Source organism: Arthrobacter sp. B0316-5-4 (assembly GCF_059090325.1).
This window is the reverse complement of record NZ_JBNHFN010000005.1, coordinates 361,684-380,512: the sequence shown is the minus strand read 5'-3', so window position 1 is coordinate 380,512 and position 18,829 is coordinate 361,684. Positions and strand designations below refer to the sequence as shown.

22 protein-coding genes are annotated in these 18,829 nt (G+C 63.2%); 11 read left to right on the top strand and 11 right to left on the bottom strand.

The window, feature by feature from the left end:
* Nucleotides 1-22 precede the first annotated feature (22 nt).
* From AC5RU9_RS17380 to AC5RU9_RS17370, 3 genes are read left to right on the top strand one after another with little or no spacing between them, the layout of a single operon-like run.
* Complete coding sequence (locus tag AC5RU9_RS17380) at nucleotides 23-970, top strand: carbohydrate ABC transporter permease (protein ID WP_494017410.1); 948 nt, start codon at nucleotides 23-25, stop codon at nucleotides 968-970.
* Nucleotides 967-1,878 (top strand): carbohydrate ABC transporter permease, encoded by a 912-nt coding sequence (locus tag AC5RU9_RS17375; RefSeq protein WP_494017409.1) that lies wholly within the window; start codon nucleotides 967-969, stop codon nucleotides 1,876-1,878. The genes AC5RU9_RS17380 and AC5RU9_RS17375 overlap by 4 nt, the downstream gene beginning before the upstream one ends.
* Nucleotides 1,875-2,879, top strand: coding sequence for a hydroxyacid dehydrogenase (locus AC5RU9_RS17370; protein WP_494017408.1), 1,005 nt, complete (start codon nucleotides 1,875-1,877; stop codon nucleotides 2,877-2,879). Before AC5RU9_RS17375 ends, AC5RU9_RS17370 begins: the two co-directional genes overlap by 4 nt.
* Nucleotides 2,880-2,935: 56 nt before the next feature.
* Here the strand turns inward: AC5RU9_RS17370 and AC5RU9_RS17365 are convergent, their stop codons facing one another.
* Nucleotides 2,936-3,334, bottom strand: a complete 399-nt coding sequence (locus AC5RU9_RS17365; RefSeq protein WP_494017407.1) for a DUF7793 family protein — start codon at nucleotides 3,332-3,334, stop codon at nucleotides 2,936-2,938.
* A gap of 217 nt (nucleotides 3,335-3,551) precedes the next feature.
* On the opposite strand from AC5RU9_RS17365, the gene AC5RU9_RS17360 reads away from it, so the two are divergent.
* Complete coding sequence (locus AC5RU9_RS17360) at nucleotides 3,552-4,781, top strand: GAF domain-containing sensor histidine kinase (protein ID WP_494017406.1); 1,230 nt, start codon at nucleotides 3,552-3,554, stop codon at nucleotides 4,779-4,781.
* A gap of 85 nt (nucleotides 4,782-4,866) precedes the next feature.
* On the opposite strand, the gene AC5RU9_RS17355 is transcribed toward AC5RU9_RS17360, so the two are convergent.
* From AC5RU9_RS17355 to AC5RU9_RS17340, 4 genes are all read right to left on the bottom strand, one after another.
* The gene (locus AC5RU9_RS17355; protein ID WP_494017405.1) at nucleotides 4,867-6,234 is read right to left on the bottom strand and encodes a protein kinase domain-containing protein; all 1,368 of its coding nucleotides are present in this window, start codon (nucleotides 6,232-6,234) and stop codon (nucleotides 4,867-4,869) included.
* 307 nt (nucleotides 6,235-6,541) lie between these two features.
* Nucleotides 6,542-7,126 carry a GNAT family N-acetyltransferase gene (locus tag AC5RU9_RS17350; protein ID WP_494017404.1) on the bottom strand — a complete coding sequence of 195 codons (585 nt, stop codon included), beginning with the start codon at nucleotides 7,124-7,126 and terminating at the stop codon, nucleotides 6,542-6,544.
* A 168-nt stretch (nucleotides 7,127-7,294) separates the two neighbouring features.
* Nucleotides 7,295-7,456 carry a hypothetical protein gene (locus tag AC5RU9_RS17345; protein WP_494017403.1) on the bottom strand — a complete coding sequence of 54 codons (162 nt, stop codon included), beginning with the start codon at nucleotides 7,454-7,456 and terminating at the stop codon, nucleotides 7,295-7,297.
* 2 nt (nucleotides 7,457-7,458) lie between these two features.
* Nucleotides 7,459-8,094, bottom strand: coding sequence for a hypothetical protein (locus tag AC5RU9_RS17340; RefSeq protein ID WP_494017402.1), 636 nt, complete (start codon nucleotides 8,092-8,094; stop codon nucleotides 7,459-7,461).
* 294 nt (nucleotides 8,095-8,388) lie between these two features.
* Between AC5RU9_RS17340 and AC5RU9_RS17335 the strand changes: the two genes are divergently transcribed.
* Nucleotides 8,389-8,982, top strand: a complete 594-nt coding sequence (locus AC5RU9_RS17335; protein ID WP_494017401.1) for a histidine phosphatase family protein — start codon at nucleotides 8,389-8,391, stop codon at nucleotides 8,980-8,982.
* 95 nt (nucleotides 8,983-9,077) lie between these two features.
* Nucleotides 9,078-9,794, top strand: coding sequence for a hypothetical protein (locus tag AC5RU9_RS17330; protein ID WP_494017400.1), 717 nt, complete (start codon nucleotides 9,078-9,080; stop codon nucleotides 9,792-9,794).
* 28 nt (nucleotides 9,795-9,822) lie between these two features.
* On the opposite strand, the gene AC5RU9_RS17325 is transcribed toward AC5RU9_RS17330, so the two are convergent.
* Nucleotides 9,823-10,401, bottom strand: a complete 579-nt coding sequence (locus AC5RU9_RS17325; protein WP_494017399.1) for a TetR/AcrR family transcriptional regulator — start codon at nucleotides 10,399-10,401, stop codon at nucleotides 9,823-9,825.
* A gap of 102 nt (nucleotides 10,402-10,503) precedes the next feature.
* Between AC5RU9_RS17325 and AC5RU9_RS17320 the strand changes: the two genes are divergently transcribed.
* Nucleotides 10,504-11,724, top strand: coding sequence for an MFS transporter (locus AC5RU9_RS17320; protein ID WP_494017398.1), 1,221 nt, complete (start codon nucleotides 10,504-10,506; stop codon nucleotides 11,722-11,724).
* 26 nt (nucleotides 11,725-11,750) lie between these two features.
* On the opposite strand, the gene AC5RU9_RS17315 is transcribed toward AC5RU9_RS17320, so the two are convergent.
* The 3 genes from AC5RU9_RS17315 to AC5RU9_RS17305 all read right to left on the bottom strand — a co-directional run bounded on the left by AC5RU9_RS17315 (nucleotide 11,751) and on the right by AC5RU9_RS17305 (nucleotide 13,398).
* The gene (locus AC5RU9_RS17315) at nucleotides 11,751-12,035 is read right to left on the bottom strand and encodes a hypothetical protein (RefSeq protein ID WP_494017397.1); all 285 of its coding nucleotides are present in this window, start codon (nucleotides 12,033-12,035) and stop codon (nucleotides 11,751-11,753) included.
* A gap of 124 nt (nucleotides 12,036-12,159) precedes the next feature.
* Nucleotides 12,160-12,390, bottom strand: a complete 231-nt coding sequence (locus tag AC5RU9_RS17310) for a DUF6458 family protein (RefSeq protein WP_211711755.1) — start codon at nucleotides 12,388-12,390, stop codon at nucleotides 12,160-12,162.
* A gap of 108 nt (nucleotides 12,391-12,498) precedes the next feature.
* A complete protein-coding gene (locus AC5RU9_RS17305) occupies nucleotides 12,499-13,398 on the bottom strand; it encodes an SDR family oxidoreductase (RefSeq protein WP_494017396.1) in 900 nt (299 codons plus the stop codon).
* Nucleotides 13,399-13,509: 111 nt separating this feature from the next.
* Here AC5RU9_RS17305 and AC5RU9_RS17300 point away from each other — a divergent pair, with 111 nt between their 5' ends.
* Genes AC5RU9_RS17300 through AC5RU9_RS17290 form a run of 3 tightly spaced genes read left to right on the top strand, consistent with a single transcriptional unit; the run spans nucleotide 13,510 to nucleotide 16,940 of the window.
* The gene (locus tag AC5RU9_RS17300; protein WP_494017395.1) at nucleotides 13,510-14,112 is read left to right on the top strand and encodes a helix-turn-helix domain-containing protein; all 603 of its coding nucleotides are present in this window, start codon (nucleotides 13,510-13,512) and stop codon (nucleotides 14,110-14,112) included.
* Nucleotides 14,109-15,035, top strand: coding sequence for an EamA family transporter (locus AC5RU9_RS17295; RefSeq protein ID WP_494017394.1), 927 nt, complete (start codon nucleotides 14,109-14,111; stop codon nucleotides 15,033-15,035). Before AC5RU9_RS17300 ends, AC5RU9_RS17295 begins: the two co-directional genes overlap by 4 nt.
* 45 nt (nucleotides 15,036-15,080) lie before the next feature.
* Nucleotides 15,081-16,940 (top strand): glycoside hydrolase family 15 protein, encoded by a 1,860-nt coding sequence (locus tag AC5RU9_RS17290; protein ID WP_494017393.1) that lies wholly within the window; start codon nucleotides 15,081-15,083, stop codon nucleotides 16,938-16,940.
* Here the strand turns inward: AC5RU9_RS17290 and AC5RU9_RS17285 are convergent.
* Together AC5RU9_RS17285 and AC5RU9_RS17280 are read right to left on the bottom strand one after the other, a co-directional pair.
* Nucleotides 16,909-17,109: a hypothetical protein gene (locus AC5RU9_RS17285; RefSeq protein WP_494017392.1), complete on the bottom strand. Its 201-nt coding sequence runs from the start codon at nucleotides 17,107-17,109 to the stop codon at nucleotides 16,909-16,911. The genes AC5RU9_RS17290 and AC5RU9_RS17285 overlap by 32 nt on opposite strands.
* Before the next feature lie 124 nt (nucleotides 17,110-17,233).
* Complete coding sequence (locus tag AC5RU9_RS17280) at nucleotides 17,234-18,067, bottom strand: DUF2382 domain-containing protein (RefSeq protein WP_494017391.1); 834 nt, start codon at nucleotides 18,065-18,067, stop codon at nucleotides 17,234-17,236.
* Between the two features lie 360 nt (nucleotides 18,068-18,427).
* Between AC5RU9_RS17280 and AC5RU9_RS17275 the strand changes: the two genes are divergently transcribed.
* Nucleotides 18,428-18,757: a hypothetical protein gene (locus AC5RU9_RS17275; protein WP_211711749.1), complete on the top strand. Its 330-nt coding sequence runs from the start codon at nucleotides 18,428-18,430 to the stop codon at nucleotides 18,755-18,757.
* The last annotated feature ends 72 nt before the right edge of the window (nucleotides 18,758-18,829 follow it).

Genomic DNA, 18,829 nt, shown 5'->3' with positions numbered 1-18,829 from the left:
CCCACCGGCGAGGAGAATAACCATGGTCACCCAAGTACCCACCGCCCGAGGCGTCGATCGCCTGCAATCCCGCAAACAACGCGCCATGTCCGGCACGGGAGGACGGACCGCAGCACTGTTCCTCACGCCCTTTTTCGCAGTATTTGCCCTCGCGATGGTGGCCCCAGTCATTTACGCGGTGGTGCTGAGCTTCTTCGCCCAGCAGAAATCCGGCCTGGGCTTCGGCGAGGCCAAGACCTCGTTCGTTGGCCTGGAAAACTACCTGCAGGTCCTCCAGTCGGAGAGCTTTGTGGGCGGAATCGGCCGCCTCGCCATGTACTGCGCGCTCTACATCCCGTGCATGGTGGGCGGGGCACTCGCTTTCGCGCTCCTGCTGGATGCCGCTGTGGCCCGGGCAAGGAAACTCTTCCAGCTCCTCGTTTTCCTCCCGCATGCTGTACCCGGGGTCATCGCTGCCCTGATCTGGGCGTACCTGTACACACCCGGTGTCAGCCCGATCGTCTCCGTACTGGAATCGGGTGGGATTGCCGTGAACTTCCTGGACAACCAGATGATCCTGCCTTCCATCGTGAACATCGCGGTGTGGGAATGGACCGGCTACAACGTGATTGTGCTCTTCACCGCGTTGCAGGCCGTGCCGCGGGAGATCCTGGAGGCAGCCAGGGTTGACGGGGCCGGTGAAATACGGACTGCCCTGAGCATCAAGTTGCCGTTGATCCTCCCGGCCCTGAGCGTCATCATGCTGTTCACGATGATCGGAACGCTCCAGTTGTTCACGGAACCTTCGATTATCTCCAAGGCCACGGCGTCGGTCACCAGCACGTGGGTACCCAACATGTGGGCCTACGACGCCGCGTTCAACAGGCACAACCTCAACCAGGCCGCTGCCGCTTCCATCATCATCGCGCTCATGGCCGCCGTGCTGTCCTGGGCCGTCACCCGCTTCAGCTCAAGGACGGACAAAGCATGAGCACCTCAACGTTGTCGCGCCCGGCGATCTCCGCCCCGGCCGCTCCGCGGAAACGACGGCGATCTGCCCCCAGCGGCGGTTTTGCCAGTTCGTTGACCGTTAATGCGCTCCTGGTCCTGGGCTGCGCCTACATGGTCCTTCCCGTCGTGTGGCTGCTCTTCGCCTCCACCAAGAACACGGCAGATCTCTACGGCACCGCCGCCTACGCGTTTGGCCAGCCGGCGTTCGTCGACAATGTCGCCGCCGTGCTGAACCAGGACGGCGGACTGTTCCTCCGGTGGATGGCGAACTCCATGTTCTATGCAGCCTTCGGCGCGGTCTTCGGCGGGCTCATCTCCGTCATGGCCGGCTACGCTTTCGACAAATTCCAGTTCCGCGGCCGGAACTCATTCTTTGGCATCGTCCTGGTGGGGGTGCTGATTCCCAACACTGCCACCGTCCTGCCCATGTATCTGCTGGCCTCCGTCTTCGGGATCACCAACACCGTCTGGGCCATCCTCATCCCGGTGTTGTGCAACCCTTTCGGCGTGTATCTGGCCAGGGTCTACTCCGCCGCGTACGTCCCTGCCGAGACCCTCGAAGCCGCCCGGGTGGACGGTGCGGGACCCGTCCGGTCCTTCTTTTCCCTGGGCCTCCCCATGATGATGCCCGGCTACGTCACCATCGCCCTGTTCCAATTCGTGGGGGTGTGGAACAACTTCATGCTTCCCCTGGTGATGCTCCAGGACCAGCAACTGCTTCCCGTCAGCGTCGGTATCTCCATCTGGCAGGGATACGCCGTACCGCAGCCCGAGTTCACGCCCATGGTCATTACCGGCTCGCTGCTTTCCATCATCCCCTTGCTGCTGGCGTTCATCATGCTGCAACGGTTCTGGAAGTCGGGCCTGACCGCAGGGAGCGTCAAATGAGTTTGAACGTTGCCTTGGCCATGCCGGTCCACACAGCACGGGCCGTGTTTCCGCCGCGAAGCCTGGATCCCTTGGAACCTTCCCTGAACCTGCTTGGCCGCGAGCCCATCCAGGACTTCCATTCACCGGCCGCCCGTTCTTTGCTGGCGAAGGCCGACATCCTCATCACCGGCTGGGGCTGCCCCATGATTGACGAAGCTGTCCTGGAAGCGGCGCCCCGTTTGCGTTATGTCCTGCACGCCGCCGGGAGCGTGAAGCACCACATCGGCGATGCCTGCTGGGAACGTGGTGTCCAGGTCAGCTCCGCCGCCGATGCCAACGCCATCCCGGTGGCCGAGTACACGGTGGCCATGATCGTCCTTGCCAACAAACGGGTCCTCCAGATTGCCCGGACCCTGCACTCCACCCGGACGGACGTTCCCGCCGAGCAGCTCTTCCCGGACATGGGCAACTACCGCAAAAAAGTAGGGATCATTGGAGCATCGAAGATCGGGCGGCACGTCATCCGGTTGCTCGCCCCCTACGATTTGGACGTCGTCGTTTCGGACCCTTACCTGGACGCGAAGGAAGCCGCGGCCTTGGGCGTGCAGCTCGTCAGCCTGGACGAGCTGGTGGCGGACAGCGACGTCGTCAGCCTCCACGCGCCGTCGTTGCCCTCCACGAAGAACCTCATGGACGCCGCGCTGGTTCGGCGGATGCGGCCGGGTGCCACGTTCATCAACACGTCGCGCGGCGAACTCGTGGACCAGGACGCGCTGCTCGCCAGGGTGGAACAGGGCGACCTGTACGCAATCCTGGACGTCACGACGCCCTGGGTGCTGCCTTCCGATTCCCCGTTCTACACCCATCCGAATGTGCTGCTCACCCCGCATGTGGCGGGCTCCCTGGGCAATGAGCTTGAGCGGATGGCGGCGAGCGCCGTGGATGAGGCACTGCGGCTGGCACGCGGCGAGTCCCTGCGGTTCAGGGTCAGGGTTGAGGACCTCGCCTTCACGGCGTAGGTGACCGCACAGCGGACTGAGGCAACGCACGACGGCGACCTGCCGCCGTCGTGCGTTTATTGGACCGTTTCGCCTTTCCGGTCATCATCGCCGGGATTCTTGAGCCACATCATCGCCTCGTCTTCGGAGACAAAGAACCGGGTTGGGCAGGGCGGTTCATGGGCAGCGATTTGGTAGTCGGCGAGCATGCGGTCCACTGGGTTGCTTCCAAGCAGCGCAATCCTGGAGGCTGCGCAGGGTTCCACGAAAACGTCGCGTGCGGCACGGCTGAGGTGGCCGGCGTTGGCCATCTTCACCAGCAGCGGGTACCGGCTGCCCGCCGCGAAATCGTTGACCGCTTCAACGGCTGCGCGGGCGTTACCGGCCTCGATGCGCACACCGGGCTTCCAGGCCAACGACATGACGTTGTCCGGCTCGAACTGGATAACGTAATCGTCGGGTTCGGCCTGAGCCATAGAAATTCCTCCATCCCTGCAGAACTACCCGCTTGCCAGGCGCTGGCTCCACCCTGCACCCGTGGGCGAATACGGAGACTCATCCTAAAGGAGTGATCTTTCAGTTGGTGGACGTGTCGGCCGGGTCCTGCTCGGTCACGTGTCCCAGTAAACCATCGGCGCCAACAGCCCGGTAGTATCGGCAGGGAATCCTGGAGACGCTTGGGGGAATATTCTAATGACGGAAGTTCGGGGGCAGCTGTCCTTCACCGATGACCTGGGCCGTGACCTGCAATTGCAGGAGTACGGATTGGATCCCGAGGCGGGTTCCACCTTGCTTCCCAACGCTGCGGTCATGAACGCCCTGCAGAACCTCGTACGCCTGGCTACTGAGCTGTGCGGCGCTCCCTTCGGAGTGGTCAACATCATCAGTGCCGAGTACCAGCACCAGATCGGTGCCTGGGGCGTCGACCCCGGCGTGTGCTCGCGCGAAGATTCGATGTGCGCCAAAGTGTTCCTTTCGCGGGAGCGGACCGTGGTGGCCGACGCTTCGCAGGACCCGCGTTTCGCCGACAACCCTTTTGTCACCGGGGAAATCGGCAAAGTCCGCTTCTACGCTTCCGTGCCGCTGCAGACAGAGTCAGGTTTCGTCCCGGGCACCCTCTGTGTTTTCTCCGACAAGACCAAGGAGCTCCGCCCCGAACAGGTGAGCATGCTGGAGGTTCTTGCCAAGCAGGTTGTGGAGCTGCTCGAGCTGCAGCACCGCACCGTCCAGCTTGACCGCACCTACAGCGAGCTCAAGGACAGCAACGCCAAGCTCGCCGGTTTCGCCGGCCGGGTCAGCCACGACCTCCGGATCCCGCTGACCACCATCCTGGGCTATGTGGAATTAGTGGAGGACGACCCCGACGTCGAACCAAGCAGCACCGCCGCCAGGTACCTGGACCGGATCGGTGCCAGCGGGCGACGGATGCTGGGGATGCTCGAAGACGTCCTCAGCTACTCCCGCATCGGCGGCGGAATCCGCCGGGAACAGTTGTCCCTGCAGGCCGTTGCGGAGGAGGTTGTCCGTGACCTCGGGGTGGAACACGACGGATTCGTGGAGGTTGAAGACGTCAGCTTGCATGCGGACCGCGGGCAGCTCCGCACCCTCCTGCAGAACCTGGTGTCGAACGCCATGAACTACCGCAGCACCGAACGGGAACTCCGGATCCGCATCAGCGGCACCTCCAACTACCACGGCACCACCGTCTTCGTGGCCGACAACGGCAAAGGCATCGCACCGGAGGACCGCGCCAAAGTCCTGGAACCTTTGGTGCGCTTGCGACGCAGTGGTGATGGCCCCGGCTCCGGGCTCGGCCTCGCCACATGCAGCAGCGTCGCCAAAGCACACGGCGGCGATCTCAACCTCACCGAGACACCGGGCGGCGGAACTACCGTCGCCGTCAGTTTTCCCGCCGAACCCTAACCACGCACCTGGTTACCAGACGCACGACTTAACAGACGCACGACGGCGGACACCCGCCGTCGTGCGTTTCTTAACTGGCGTTGGCCTACTTGTTGGGGCCGTTTCCTTTGGGCTTGTCCGACTTCTTGCCGCCGCGTTCTTTGCTCTTCTCGTCCGCCGTTGCTGCGCCCGGCGCCACGACCGGGCCAGGGGCGGGAGCCTGGACGGCGGGGACTGGCGCGGGCTCCGGCAGGTTGACGACTTCAGCCGGAACAGCAACCACGGGGTTGGCGTCGACCGGGTTGGCATCTACTGGGTTGGCACCGGCAGGCGTCGGGGCAACCGGAACAACTGGCGTGGTGGGCTGCGGATCCGCTTGGGACACATCCGATTCCGCGGGCAGGGAGTTGTCCGCCGTGGAGCCTGAGGGAGCTAAACCTTGGGTGAAGATCACCAGGGCCAGCGGGACGGTCACCGCCGCTGCTGCGACACCCCACAGAGCCTTGGGACGCCGCTTGCGGAACGTCCGGACCGTGGCCAGCGAAGCTTTGGTTTCGGCTGCCGGTACGGGCGGCCGCGTAGGCAGGGGCGGCAGCACAGCTGTCCTCCGGCCCGACTGGATTCCGTCCTCTGCCAGCGCCTCTTGTACATCAGCCGCGGCGGGACGTTTTCCCGGATCCATGTCAGTCATGGACTCCAGCAGCGAACGCAGCGGTGCAGGCAACCCGGCCGGTATTTCGGGGGCGCGATGCAGGCGTGCGGAAGCGGTCTCAATAGGGGTTCCGGGGTATTCAGCCCTGCCCGTGAGGCACTCCAGCAGCACCAGCCCCAAGGAGTAGATGTCGCTCGCGGGAGTCAGGCCCAGGCCCTGCGCTTGCTCCGGGCTGAGGTACTGGGCGGTGCCCACTGTGAAGCCCGTTGCCGTCAGGCGGCTGTCGTTCACCACCAGGGCGACGCCAAAGTCCGCCAGCTTAACCTTTTGGGCGAGCCCGGCGTCGTCGGATACCAGGATATTGGCTGGCTTGATGTCCCGGTGGATGACGCCGTGGCCATGCACCTGGGAGAGTGCGCCCGCGATCTGTACACCTATGCGGGCAACCTCGGGAACGGTGAGCGGACCGTCGGCCAGCACGGCCCGGAGGTCGCGGCCCTCAGCGAGCTCCATGACCAGGTACGCCCGCTCTTCGTCGTTCCGCGTATCGACACCCACGTCGAAGGCGGCCACGAGTCCCGGGTGGTCGAAACTGGCCAGGAGGCGCATCTCTGTTTCCTGCCGGCCACGGAACGAATCGTCGCCGGAGCCCGGGAGGAAGATCTTGATGGCCACGTCCCGGCCCAGAAGCAGGTCCGTCGCCCGGTACACGGTTGACATGGCCCCTCGGCCCAAAATTGGACCCAGCTGGTATCGGCCATCCAGTGTGTCGTCGATGGAATCGGGGACGCGGGAGTCCACGGCCTCGTCATTGTTGCCCACGAATTGTCACGCCCTTCAGGCCCCACCCGGCTGCACGTAACCCCATCGGGGTCCGCCGTCACCAAGCAATGCCGTCAATCAAACTTTCACGGTAGCCGCGCGTCGCCGACTGCTTCAGCCACCGCGGCTTGAGCGACCCCCAGCCCAAACAGCATCATCCGGTTCACCAGATTAGTAATCAGGATACTTAGTAAGAGGGGGGAAGGGCAATGCGGCCGTCACAGGCGCCCCAAGCGCCACAGAGGATCAGGACCATTCCGCTTCTGAGGGACTGGGACTGGTAAACGATTAGCGTTTAGGTGCACCTTCACCGGGCGGAGCCGGTGTGCGCGTTTTGGCTGCGTAGGCTCGAGTAGAGCAGCATGTCCCGTCGCTCTCCACTGATTTCTTGATGGGACCTGAGAAGTCCTTCGCGGAGGTAGCCTGCCTGCTCGGCAGTCTTAATGGACGCCGTATTCCATGGCTCGATGTAGAGCTCCATGCGATGAAGCTTCGGTATTGTCCAGCCAAATGCTGTGACTGCACGGACGGCATCGGCGGCGAGACGGCGACCTCTGAAAGACGGGGCGATGCCGTAACCGACTTTCGACCGCCCCTCGCCCAACTCCCGGACCCACAACCCAATAAAGCCAGCGCAGCGCCCTTGAGCATCATCGATAACTGCAAAGGAGAAGCCAGCGCCTTCAGCGTAACGATTCTGCTGCCGTTCCACCCATAGCTGCGCTTGGCTGACTGTGGCGTGTGCAGGCAGCGTGCCAATTGCCGAGATGTAGGGATCACAGGACAGCTCCCTGGCCATGTCAACGTCAGCCGAACAGAACTGTCGTAGCGTTACATTCCCATCAGTCGGGTCGACCGTGGGCCAGGGGTTGAGTGCTGCAGACATTTCCATGGTCAAAGTTTGTCAGAGCCCTAGTGCCAGTACCGGATCCTTCAACGGGACGGTCGATCTAAATCGACTCTCGAGGAACACCGCCATCATCCCGAGGTCCAAGAGGAAGGCCTATAACGGAGCGTAGCGGACCCTGGAATTCCGCAGCCCCTTTTTACGGACTGCAGCTCACCTCCGTTCGCCATCATCGATCTCGGTTAGTGCCTTCTCACGATGTTCGTCGGCTTGGCGGATCCCGTCGCGGACGGCGGCGCGAATAACGCCATAGAGGACATAGAAGAAGATCGCCGCGAAGACCACAAGCAGGACCAGGTTGTTGAGTGGATCCATTACTACACCTCTTCCCTGGGCCAGTACTTCTGGACTCCTGGAGCGGCCTCTCGAAGCTGACGACCGTCGAGAGTGATCGAGCTTTCGGGCATACCCATGCCGGTCCACTGGGCGACGATGCGCAGATCACCGGCCGGCGGCAGCGGCCAGAGCCACAGGGCCGCCTTCGCTGACATGTCGTCTTCACCGCCATTACCGCCTTTGGGCCGGTATTCGAAGACCGGGCCGTCAGGTTCCTGTTCCAGCGGCCTGTTCCCGTACATCGCCAGGGACGAGCTGACTGCCTTGCTGCCGTCCGGAAACTGGATTCCGAGCAGGAGGAGGGAATCGGCGGAAATGTGCCCATCGCGCACTTGCGGTGCCTGCTGGTGAAAGACGGCGCTGATCTCCGTCCACTTCTGGTCCACCTGGTCGGTGCGGCGCAGAATCCAGTTCAGATCAATGATGCATCCAGTGGAGTAGACCTTTACGGCTTCGACGGCCATCGCAAAGCCCGGTGACTTGTGGACGAACCGTCCTACGGGGACGATTACGGGCAGCTCGTAGCGGGGTGCGTCCGTCCAAGGAGGGGGCGTGAACCGTGGCATCCGTGCGCGCGGAGGCGGGGTCGGGATCGAGAAGTCCTGAAAGAAGGTCACGGTTGGTTCCTGCGGGTTTCGATAGCTGAGACCGACCAGCGGAACAGCATTACGCCGTTTTGGATCCCCCAATCCGTCCTTACCGGCCCCAGTCTATCCCCGGACCAGAGGCGAAGAATTGACGCTTGCGCGCCTCGCCCAAGGCGGGATCAGACGCCACCGGATGGTGGCAAGGCCCGGAGAAGGCACCGCTGAACGTCCGACGGCGACCTCCCGCCGTCGGACGCTTCGTTACGGGAGGTGCCGTCCCCAGGTGACGTACGAAACTGCGGTCCGGACTGTACGCAGGGCACAATGGAATGCATGACCCGAACAACTTTCGCCCTCGTCCGCCATGGCCAGACCGATTGGAACGCGGAGCGGCGGTTGCAGGGTTCCACTGATATCCCGCTCAACGACGTCGGCCGCGGCCAGGCGCGCGTTGCGGTGGCTGCCCTGTCGGACCAGCACTGGGACGTGGTGGTCTCTTCACCTCTGGGCCGCGCCGCCGAGACCGCGGAGATCATTGCCGAGGGTCTGGGACTCACTGTTTCGCGGCTCGTTCCGGACCTTATTGAGCGCAGTTTTGGCCCCGCAGAAGGCTTGCAGGCGGGCCCCGAGTTGGAGGCCCTGCGCATTCCCGGCGGCTTCCGCGGAGGCGAGAGTGATGACGACGCCGCCGCCCGCGGCTTGGCGGCACTGGAGTCATTGGCCGTTGAGTTCGCTGGAAAGCGCGTCCTGGTGGTTGCGCACGGTACCCTGATTCGGTTGACGCTCAATCGCGCAATCGGCCGGACGCCGGACAGCGTCCAGAACGCTGTCCTGAACCTGGCCCACCACCACGTCACGGACGGGTGGCAGCTGGAATACTTCAACGGCGAACGGGTCACAGCCGACGTCGACGCCTGAGCTAGCAGATCTGGCCCCCTTGGGCGGATATCGATAGTGTTATCTCGTCTGGAAACCCTCCGGGCACCACACGCAGTAGTAATTGGGGGAATATCGTGAAGAAGTTTGCGCTGCAGGGCGCCGCAGCATCGGCGCTGGTAATGATGGCATTGACCGGCTGCGGCGGTTCAACCGGATCCAAGGATGCGGCTTCGCCCGAACCCTCCGCCACACCCACCACGGCCAAGCAGTACACCAATGACGAGCTCATGGCCATGGTGAAGAGCATCAAGAGCCCGTCGGGCGCGGACCTAACCGTGGCTTCCAGCGAAGAACTCGCCCAGGAAAACCCGATGAAAGCACTCATGAGCATGTTCACGGTGGAGCCTGCGGAATGCAACAAGCTCTCCACCTTGGGCGGATCCGATGTCCTGGCCGGTTCAACCACGGCAGCAGGCGCGGACTTGAACGCCGCTTCCGGCGTGATGACCATGGTGACACTGACGTCGGGCCTGGATGTCCAGAAGCTCCAGGAAAGCGTTGACGCGAGCAGCGCAGAAGCCGCAAAGTGCGCCAAGATGACGCTGTCCATGTCGGGCCAATCGATGGACGTGTCCACCGCGAAGTACGACGGCATCAACACCGTCCCCGGAACGGTCGCCTACAAGACCGACATCACGACGCCGAGCGGCTCCTCGCAAAGCACGTACATGGCCTACGCGATCAAAGACGGCGTCATGATCTCCGCAACGGCGTCGGGTAAAGGGGCCGGAGAAAGCGGCGCGGAAACTGCGGGAGCGCTCATGAAACAGGCTGCCGACCTGATCAAGTAGCTATCCCCGAAGGCCTCGCGAAGCCGCTTCACGTTTGCGGGGCGCGCGGTGAGGTGTCCATGACCATCGCGGCCAACTCCCTGGCTATCGCGACGGCGCCTGGCTGATTGTCGAGGTTGGAGTTGGCCACGGCCCCGTCGTAGAGGAGGCGGAGGCGGGCAGAAACGTGGGCCGGATCCACAAAACCCGCTTCCCTGCAAAGGGACTGCATGGCGTCGGCCAGCCAGTCCCGGAATGCGCGGAGGGCATTGGCTTCCACGCTTCCGGGGCGGCCTTCAGCATTCGCGTTGGCGAAAGGGCAGCCTTTGTACCCCGGTTCGGCGACAGCTTCGCCGAGTGCATCAAAGATGGCCAGCAACTTATCGACGGGCTGCTCCTTGCCGTCCTGGAACTTGGCGATGCGGTCCCGGCGACGCTGGTCGCGGCCGCTCAGGTAGGCGGCGATGAGGTCGTCCTTGCCGGAGAAGTTGTAGAAGAGTGAGCCCTTGGCTACGCCAGCTTCCTCGATGACCCTGTCGATCCCCACGGTGTGGATGCCTTCGGAGTAGAAAAGCCTGTCTGCAGCCTCGAGGAGCCTTTGACGGGCGGGAGCTTTTGCAACGGGCATAGGAAAATGCTATCAGACAGACCTGTCTAAACTTTGTTGACTTTATTGAACAGACCTGTCTAACTAGGAAGAGTTAGACAAACCTGTCCAAGGAGCCTCCTTTTGCCTCAAGCTGCCCCCTCACAATCGACGTTCATCGGGCTGGCTGCTGTCTTTGCAGCCTTCTTCTTCGCAGCCGGCGCACCAACGCCCCTCCTGGCCCTTCGCCAACAGGAATGGGGTTTCTCAGCCGGGGCGCTCACCATCGCGTTCTCCATTTACGCCATTGGTTTGCTTGTGGCGCTTCTGGTAGGCGGCTCGTTGTCAGACCATGTGGGGCGCAGGCCGGTGATGCTCATGGCACTCTACGGCGAACTGTTGTCCATGCTGGTTTTCATCATGGCCCCCAGCATCACATGGGTCATCGTCGCCCGGGCCATCCAAGGATTGGGTACCGGCCTGGCCACCAGCGCCTTCAATGCAGCCATCACTGAACACGCACCTGCCCACCGGAAAAACCTGGCCGGAGGACTGGCCGGGGCATCCGTTGCCGGCGGCCTGGGCATGGGTGCACTGGTCACAGGTGCAGCGGTCCAACTCACTCCGGACGCCAACACCCTGATCTTTGCCATTCTCGCGGGAGTCCTGCTCCTCGCCATCATCTACGTCAGCTTTACGGCTGAAACGGGACTGAAGAGGCCGGGCGCCCTTGCGTCGCTCACTCCCCGACTTGGACTGCCCCCTTCAGTCCGACGCGAGTTTGGCTCCGGCATACCCGTGCACATCGCCGGATGGATGTTCCCCGCACTTTTCCTTGGGCTCTCGCCCGCGTTGCTTCGAATCCAGTTCGGCCTGGACGGCGGATTGGTTGCAGGCTTCACAGCCTTCCTGGGCCCCTTTGCCGCGGCGGTCTCCGGGTTCTTTTTCGCACGGCAACCCGCCCGGCGCAGCACCCTTATTGGGGTGTCGCTGATCCTCGCCGGAATCGTGGTGGTCCTCATCGGAATCAGCGCACCCTGGTTGCCCGCCGTCTGGGCAGGCGCAGCCCTGGGAGGGATCGGCTTTGGCGGGTCCTTCAGCGGACAAATCCGCCTGATCGCACCCTTGGTTGAACCGCATCAGCGCGCTGGCGTCTTCGCCGGGATCTACACGGCCGCCTACCTGGCCTTCAGCATTCCGGTGATCACCGCAGGCCTGCTGATTCCCCTGCTTGGGCTGGTGACCACTTTGCAGTTCTATGCAGCGACCATCTTGGTCTTCGCTGCCTTGGGAGTTGCGATGCAGGCGATCCGCCTCAGGCAACAGCAAGCCCCTGAAGCCGTGCCGGCAAAAGTGGCCGCCTGAGCCGGTAACGCCCGGACCCGAACAAACTACCGAGCCTGAAGCCGTGCTTTAAGCTGCTCCGCATAGTCTCCGTAGGCTGCCGCGACCTCCTCCAGGTCCACGGTCTGGGGAAAGTCGATCACCGGCTGGCGCTCCGCCATGTAGGTGGTGGTTTCCTCAACGACGAGCTGCTCGTCGAAGCCGTCCAGGCCGGCTTCCGCGAGGAAGTCCGGGTTGGTGTGGACCAGCGATTCCCCGGTTTGCCCTTCTGATCTCCAGCGCACCAGGTATTCGTTCTGGTTCACGGGCTCGATGTCGAATGTCTTCTCCATGGAAGCAGCCTACGCTGTGCTGAGCATCCTGCTGCCCACAGCGAGACAAGAGGAAAGGCACGACGGCGGAAGGTCGCCGTCGTGCCTTTGTTGCCTTAACCTCGGCTGCTGAACCTGCGGTCGCTTAGACCTCGGGGCGCCGTTCAACCACGGTCGCCGGTGCCGTGCGCCGCTCAACGACCGTACGACGGGTCCTGTTGGACATGGCGATGGAGATGATCAGGCCGATGACGCCTACCACTATCAGGATGTAACCAACCAGGACCTGATCCAGGAAGGGGATGAGTCCGGGGGCGAGCGCGAAGGCCAGGATGGCGCCGATGGCGATCAGGGCAATGGAAGAACCGATTCTCATAGCGTGCTCCTCATGTTTGTCCAGCGCGAGGTCAATGCCCCGGCCGAATTCGTATCATCAGGATACTTATCTTTAGTCGCTCCCACCAGCACCAACCGAACGCCAGATTCAGCGCCCGAATCGGGCCGCCAGCCGGGCGATTGCATCCTCCGGGGTGGGAACCGGTCCAAAGACCTGCCCTTGGCGGGTGGTGTTGGCAACATATTTTCCCGTGTCCCACCACGCGACCATGCTCGCCATGTCACTCACCAACGGGACGACTTTTGAGGTAACCCTGCCCAGGCCAATGAGCAAGGGCTCGGGCATTGCCATGACCTTGACCGGCTTATCGGAGTGCTTCTCAACCAATGACGCCACCTCAAGGATGCTGACTGGACGGGTCCAGCCGATATCGATCCTTTCCGCAGAGGTAACGTCGGCGTCCACGGCCTCCGCCAGGTAACCTGCAAGGTCGCTGGCGAGAACGAAAGTGAGTGGCACATCCTTGGAACCCATCCAGTTGAGCCGCCCCTTGTCGAAGGGGTTCCCGCCACCCATGGTGGCCACTTGGTCAAAGAAGGCCCCCGGCCGGAGTGCAACGAAAGGCACTCCCAGTTCCTCCAGCTTGTCCTCGGCAAGTTTCTTGTTCCAGAAGTGCGGGATCTGCGGCGTCTGGTCGCTGGTGACGATGCTGATGAGAACGAACCGCGGCACCCCGGCGTACTTGGCCGCAACCGCGAGGTTGCTGTTGCCGTAGGTATCGATGGCTTTGGCGTTCTTGTCGTTCCGCGTATACCCGGCGGCCGTCGAGACGACGGCGGACACGCCCGTCATCGCGGTGATCAGCGAGCCGGCGTCGAGCATGTCGCCTCGGACTACTTCCACGCCCTTCGCTTCAAGCTTCGCCGCGCTGGACTTTGGCCGGACCAGTGCCCGGACCTTCTTGCTGCGCTTGAGCAGCTCGTCAACCACTTGGCCGCCCAGGAAACCGGTGGCGCCAACTACGAGGACAGGCAGATCGTCAGCCATGGATTCTCCCGGGAGTAGTTCCTGGCTCATTGGTAGCACGACCGCCCACGCGAGGCCAGACCTGCCAGCTTAGTTGCATGCGTTGCACTATGAGTGCACTATGATGCACTTATGGATGAAAGCACCACAACGTTGTCATTGGCCATCGGCGCCAGGGTCAGGCAGGAGCGCCAAGCCCGCGGCTGGACCCTGGATCAACTGGCCGAAGCCGCGGACGTGAGCCGCAGGATGATCGTCAATGTGGAACAGGGAGCAGCGAATCCCAGTGTGGGAACGCTGTTGAGGATCAGTGACGCCCTGGGCGTCGGACTGCCTGCGCTGGTGGAACCTCCACGCCCGAAACCCGTGAAAATCACCCGCAAGGGCCAGGGCGCCACCCTTTGGACCAGCGGACAAGGCGGCCGTGGAACGTTGGTGGCTGGCACCGAATCTCCGGACGTGGTTGAACTCTGGGACTGGACGCTCGGCCCGGAAGACAGCCATGCCAGTGAGGCCCACGCATCCGGAACCAAGGAACTCCTGCAGGTCCTGGGCGGGGCGGTCACCGTGGACGTCGCAGGCCAGGTCGCGACCCTCCAAGCCGGGGACGCCATGACCTTCCCCGGAGACGTGGCGCATTCCTACGCCAATCTGGGCACAGAACCAGCACGATTCTCCCTCGCGGTATTCGAACCAGGAGTGGGTTCGGGACACCGGCAGGAGGCCGGCTCATGAGTTCCCGCAAGCGCAGTTCCGTTCCACCATGGATGCTTGCCGTGGCAGCGATGATCTCGGTGCAACTGAGCTCTTCACTGTCCGTAGGGCTCATCGCCGAGGTGGGTCCTGCCGGAACGGCCTGGTTGAGGCTGACCATGGGCGCGGTCATCTTCCTGGCCATCGCCCGGCCTCCGCTGCGATCGGTGCGCCGGAACGACATCCCCACCCTGCTGGGGCTAGGCGTCGCAACCGGCCTCATGACCATCATGTTCCTCGCCGCCATAGAGCGCATCCCACTCGGCACCACGGTAGCCATCGAATTCCTCGGACCCCTGACGGTCGCCGCCGTCCTCAGCCGGAACCGGCGCGCCCTGGCATGGCCGGCGCTGGCCTTGGCTGGCGTTGTGTTGCTGACCGAGCCCTGGCACGGCAGCATCGACCCTCTCGGCGTGCTGTTCGCGGCCATTGCCGCCGCAGGCTGGGGCGCCTACATACTCCTGACGCAGCGGATCGGGGATCGCTTTACCGGGATCGGCGCGCTCTCCCTTACCGTTCCGGTTGCAGCGGTCACCGCCGCAATTGTGGGTATCCCGCAGGCCGCCGGAAACCTGAGTCCCACGGTTCTACTGGGCGCGCTGGGGGTGGCCATACTGATGCCTGTCCTTCCGTTCATTCTGGAACTCACGGCACTGCGTCGCATGACATCCACCGCATTTGGCACGCTGATGTCCTTGGAACCGGCCTTCGGGGTGCTCCTGGGACTCGTGGTGCTGCACCAGCAACCCTCCGTGATCCAGTTCCTGGGCATCACCTTGGTGGTGGTTGCCGGGGCCGCGGCACAACGCGGCGGCGACAGGAACCCACCAGCACTGATCGAACCCGGGATCAGCGGGCCGGCCCCGGAAACGGCGATCGCTGGCGGTTCCGACAGTAAATCCTGACGGGCCTGCAAAGCCTCCACAGCGACGCGGGCTAGGATCGGTTCCATGGCCAGGATTGAGGACTATGCGATCATCGGGGACCTGAACACTGCCGCCTTGGTGGGGCGCAGCGGGTCCATTGACTGGATGTGCCTGCCACGGTTTGATTCACCCGCATGCTTCGCAGCGTTACTGGACTCCCCCGAAGCGGGCCGCTGGTTGATCGCGCCCGCCGGGACACCAGCCGACGGCGTCTGCACCCGCCGCCAGTACCGCGAAGACACGCTGATCCTGGAAACCGAATGGGACGTGGACGGCGGCTCCGTCAAGGTCACCGACTTCATGCCGGTCCGCGACGACGCGGTGGACGTGGTGCGGATCGTCGAAGGGCTCTCCGGCGAGGTGGACATGCACATGGAGCTGGTCCTGCGCTTCGATTACGGCCGGGTAGTGCCTTGGGTCCGGCACGGCAAGCACGGCATCAGCGCCGTGGCTGGCCCGGACTCCGCCTACCTCACAACACACGCCCCGCTCGAAGGCCGGGATCGCCGGACGTACAGCGACTTCACTGTTCGGGCAGGCGACAAAGTACCCTTCGTGTTGCGCTGGGCCCCTAGCCACGAGCGCGAACCTCGGCGGATCGACCCCTACAGGGCCCTCGGGGCCACTGAGTCTTTCTGGCTTGAGTGGATCGGCCGCAGTGAAATGACGGGAAAATACAAGGAACCCGTCGAGAGGTCCCTGATCACCCTCAAGGCCCTGACCTATGCGCCCACCGGCGGTATCGTCGCAGCAGCAACCACGTCATTGCCGGAGCAGATCGGCGGTCCCCGCAACTGGGATTACCGCTACTGCTGGTTGCGGGACGCCACCTTGACCCTGCAATCCCTTCTCGCTGCCGGCTACACGGAAGAGGCGGCCGCCTGGCGCGATTGGCTGCTTCGCGCCATCGCCGGGGACCCTTCCGAGCTGCAGATTGTTTACGGGCTCGACGGCGCCAGGAGGCTCCCCGAGGCAGAAATACCGTGGCTGTCCGGTTACGAGGGTTCACATCCGGTCCGCACGGGCAACGCCGCCGCACCACAACTGCAGCTGGACGTTTGGGGCGAAGTCCTGGACGGCCTCTCACTCACGCGCGCCGCTTCTCCCGGGGGCACGGTGGATAATTCCTGGGACATCCAGGTGGCGCTGATGGAGTACCTCGAAGGGGCATGGGATAAGCCTGACAACGGTCTCTGGGAAATGCGTGGGCCACGGCAGCACTTCACGCACTCCAAGGTGATGGCATGGGTTGCCGCCGACCGCATGGTCAAGGCCGTACGCACATCGGGGTTGCCGGGTCCCCACGACCGGTGGGCCGCCCTGCGCAGCGAAATACACGCCGACGTGATGACCAATGGCTTCGACGCAAAACGCAACACGTTCGTCCAGGCATACGGAAGCAAGGAACTGGACGCGAGCCTGCTCTTGATACCCCGGGTCGGCTTCCTGCCGCACAAGCACCCCGGAGTGGTCGGGATGGTGGACGCCATCCAAAAGGAGCTCACCGAGGACGGCTTCGTGCTGCGCTACCGCACCGAGGCCGGCCATGACGGACTACCCGGCGATGAAGGCGTTTTCCTTGCCTGCTCATTCTGGCTGGTCGACGCATTGTTGGGCATCGGCCGCACGAACGAGGCCACGGAACTCTTCGAACGGCTCCTGACCCTGCGAAACGATGTTGGCCTGCTCAGCGAAGAATGGGACCCCCGCACCCATAGGCAGCTGGGTAACACGCCGCAAGCCTTCAGCCACTTCCCGCTCATCCACAGCGCTATGCAGCTACACCATGGCGCAGCACACAGCAGCGACCAGCCGATGGGCCGTCCCAAGCATCCAACCTCGGCCAGCGGCTCTATGCTTCGGAATGATCCTCGCCTTCGGTAACTGACGTTTCACCCTTGTGACTGGCTTCTTCGAGGTGCAGGTCCAACTTGCGTTCGGCCTCACGCCGCCGCTGCCCTACTGTCCTCATCTGCTGGGTCGTCGGGTCTCCCCGGTCCTCTGACGTTGCACCCGACGGCGTGCCGGGCTGCTCTTGCTCCTGTTCGCCCATATGGAAATCGTCCCATCGCCGGCGCCTTTGCGGTAGCCGCAATCACCGGGCAGCCGCGTTGTGAGGCCCGCTCCGCACCCTCCGACGTGATCTTTGGGCGCAAAGCGGGCCTAGCAACGAGTGGTTAGCGGCGGGTTTCGCCGGTTCCCGTGCCCTCGGTCTCGATGCGCTCCTTGCGGACTTCCTCATCAACCTGGACTTCGTCGGTAACCGTGTCCTTTTCGAGGCGTACGCGCTCCACCGGCACGGTCTCCTTGTCCACCACCGGACGCTCCTCGTGCAGCGTCACCTCATGTTCGCTCTCCGTGAGTTCAGGGCCACTCATGGCATCGCCCGAGTTCCCGTCCGTGATCGGTTCACGTTCGACCCGGACTTCCTCGCGCTGCACCGGGACTGTGGTGGTGACGTTCTCGGTGGTGATGTACTTGCGCAAGCGGGCACGGCCGGTGGCCTGGCTTTCCTTGCCAACGTTGAGCCGTTCCTCCGAGCGGGTCATCGCACCGTCGTCGTCGCGGGTCGTGCTGGCGTCGCGCGTCGTCCCCATGTCGCGGGTGGTCCCTGTGTCGCGGACCGTCTCCGTGTCGCGGGTTGTGCTGGTGTCTCGGGTGGCGTAGTCATCCTGTCCGCTAAATCCAGTCCCGCCATCAAGTTGGTAGTGGTTGTAGAGGCGGGATTCCTCGCCCGGGTCGAGGTGCCCGTCTTCGGCAACCCTCGGCGCGTCCTTGATGTGGTCCTTGCTGTACGGAACTACCACGTCATCGCCGTCCACCGTGGCTTCCTGGAGTGGAATGAACGACTCCGAACTGCCAAAAAGGCCCGTCTTGACGGTGACCCATGTGGGTTCGCCGGTGTCGTCGTCCGTGTAGAACGTGCCGATGGATCCGACCTTGTCACCCTCCGTGGTGCGGACGTTTCCATTCAGGCCCATCAGGCGGTCAATGTTTTCCCTCGCGAGCATGATGTCTCCTTGGAATGCGGTTCTCTTACTGTGGATTGCCGAGCGGGCTGCATCACCGGGCAGGATTTCCGGACGCCGATGGGGAAGTGAATCAACCCATCGACTTTAAGGAACAAATAAATGATAAGCATGCTTAGCGTTTGCTTGGCAAGCCCCTGGGCCAAGTATTCCCACGCTTGCTATCCGGGCCAGCAGGAGCTTACGCTCGATGAGGAGAAACCGTACTTGTGCCAAAGGTACCCACCTCCCTTTCCACCTTCAGGGTCCACAATGACTGCTCAGTCAGCACAGCAACCTCTTTCTTCCTCCCATCAGGCACGCCAGCCCCGCTGCGAAAAGTGCCGCACCAACCAACACCTCATGGTCGACACCATCGACGCCCATTCAGACCTCTCGATGGGCCTTGTCCGCGTCGGTTACAACTGCAGAAAATGCGGATCCTTCCGCGCGCATGCAGCAACCGTGGCCGACGTCGCCGATGTCCTCAACACCTCTAACCCATCCTCCGGGCTGCTGCAGTTCGGAAAGCACTTCCTGCACTGCGGGCTCCCCATGCACACTGGCGCCGGAAAGCTAAACCGGATTTCCGCCACCACCGGACGCATCGTCGATCCGGAGCTTGAGGTCTACCTCAACACCCGGGTCCTGCACTGCGATGAGTGCGGCTTCCAGATGGAAATCCCGGACTAGCCTGCCGCCCTTGTGGCACCCGCGCCATGAAGCGTCCGCCGGCGAGCACCGCCGTCGGACGTTTTTCATGTG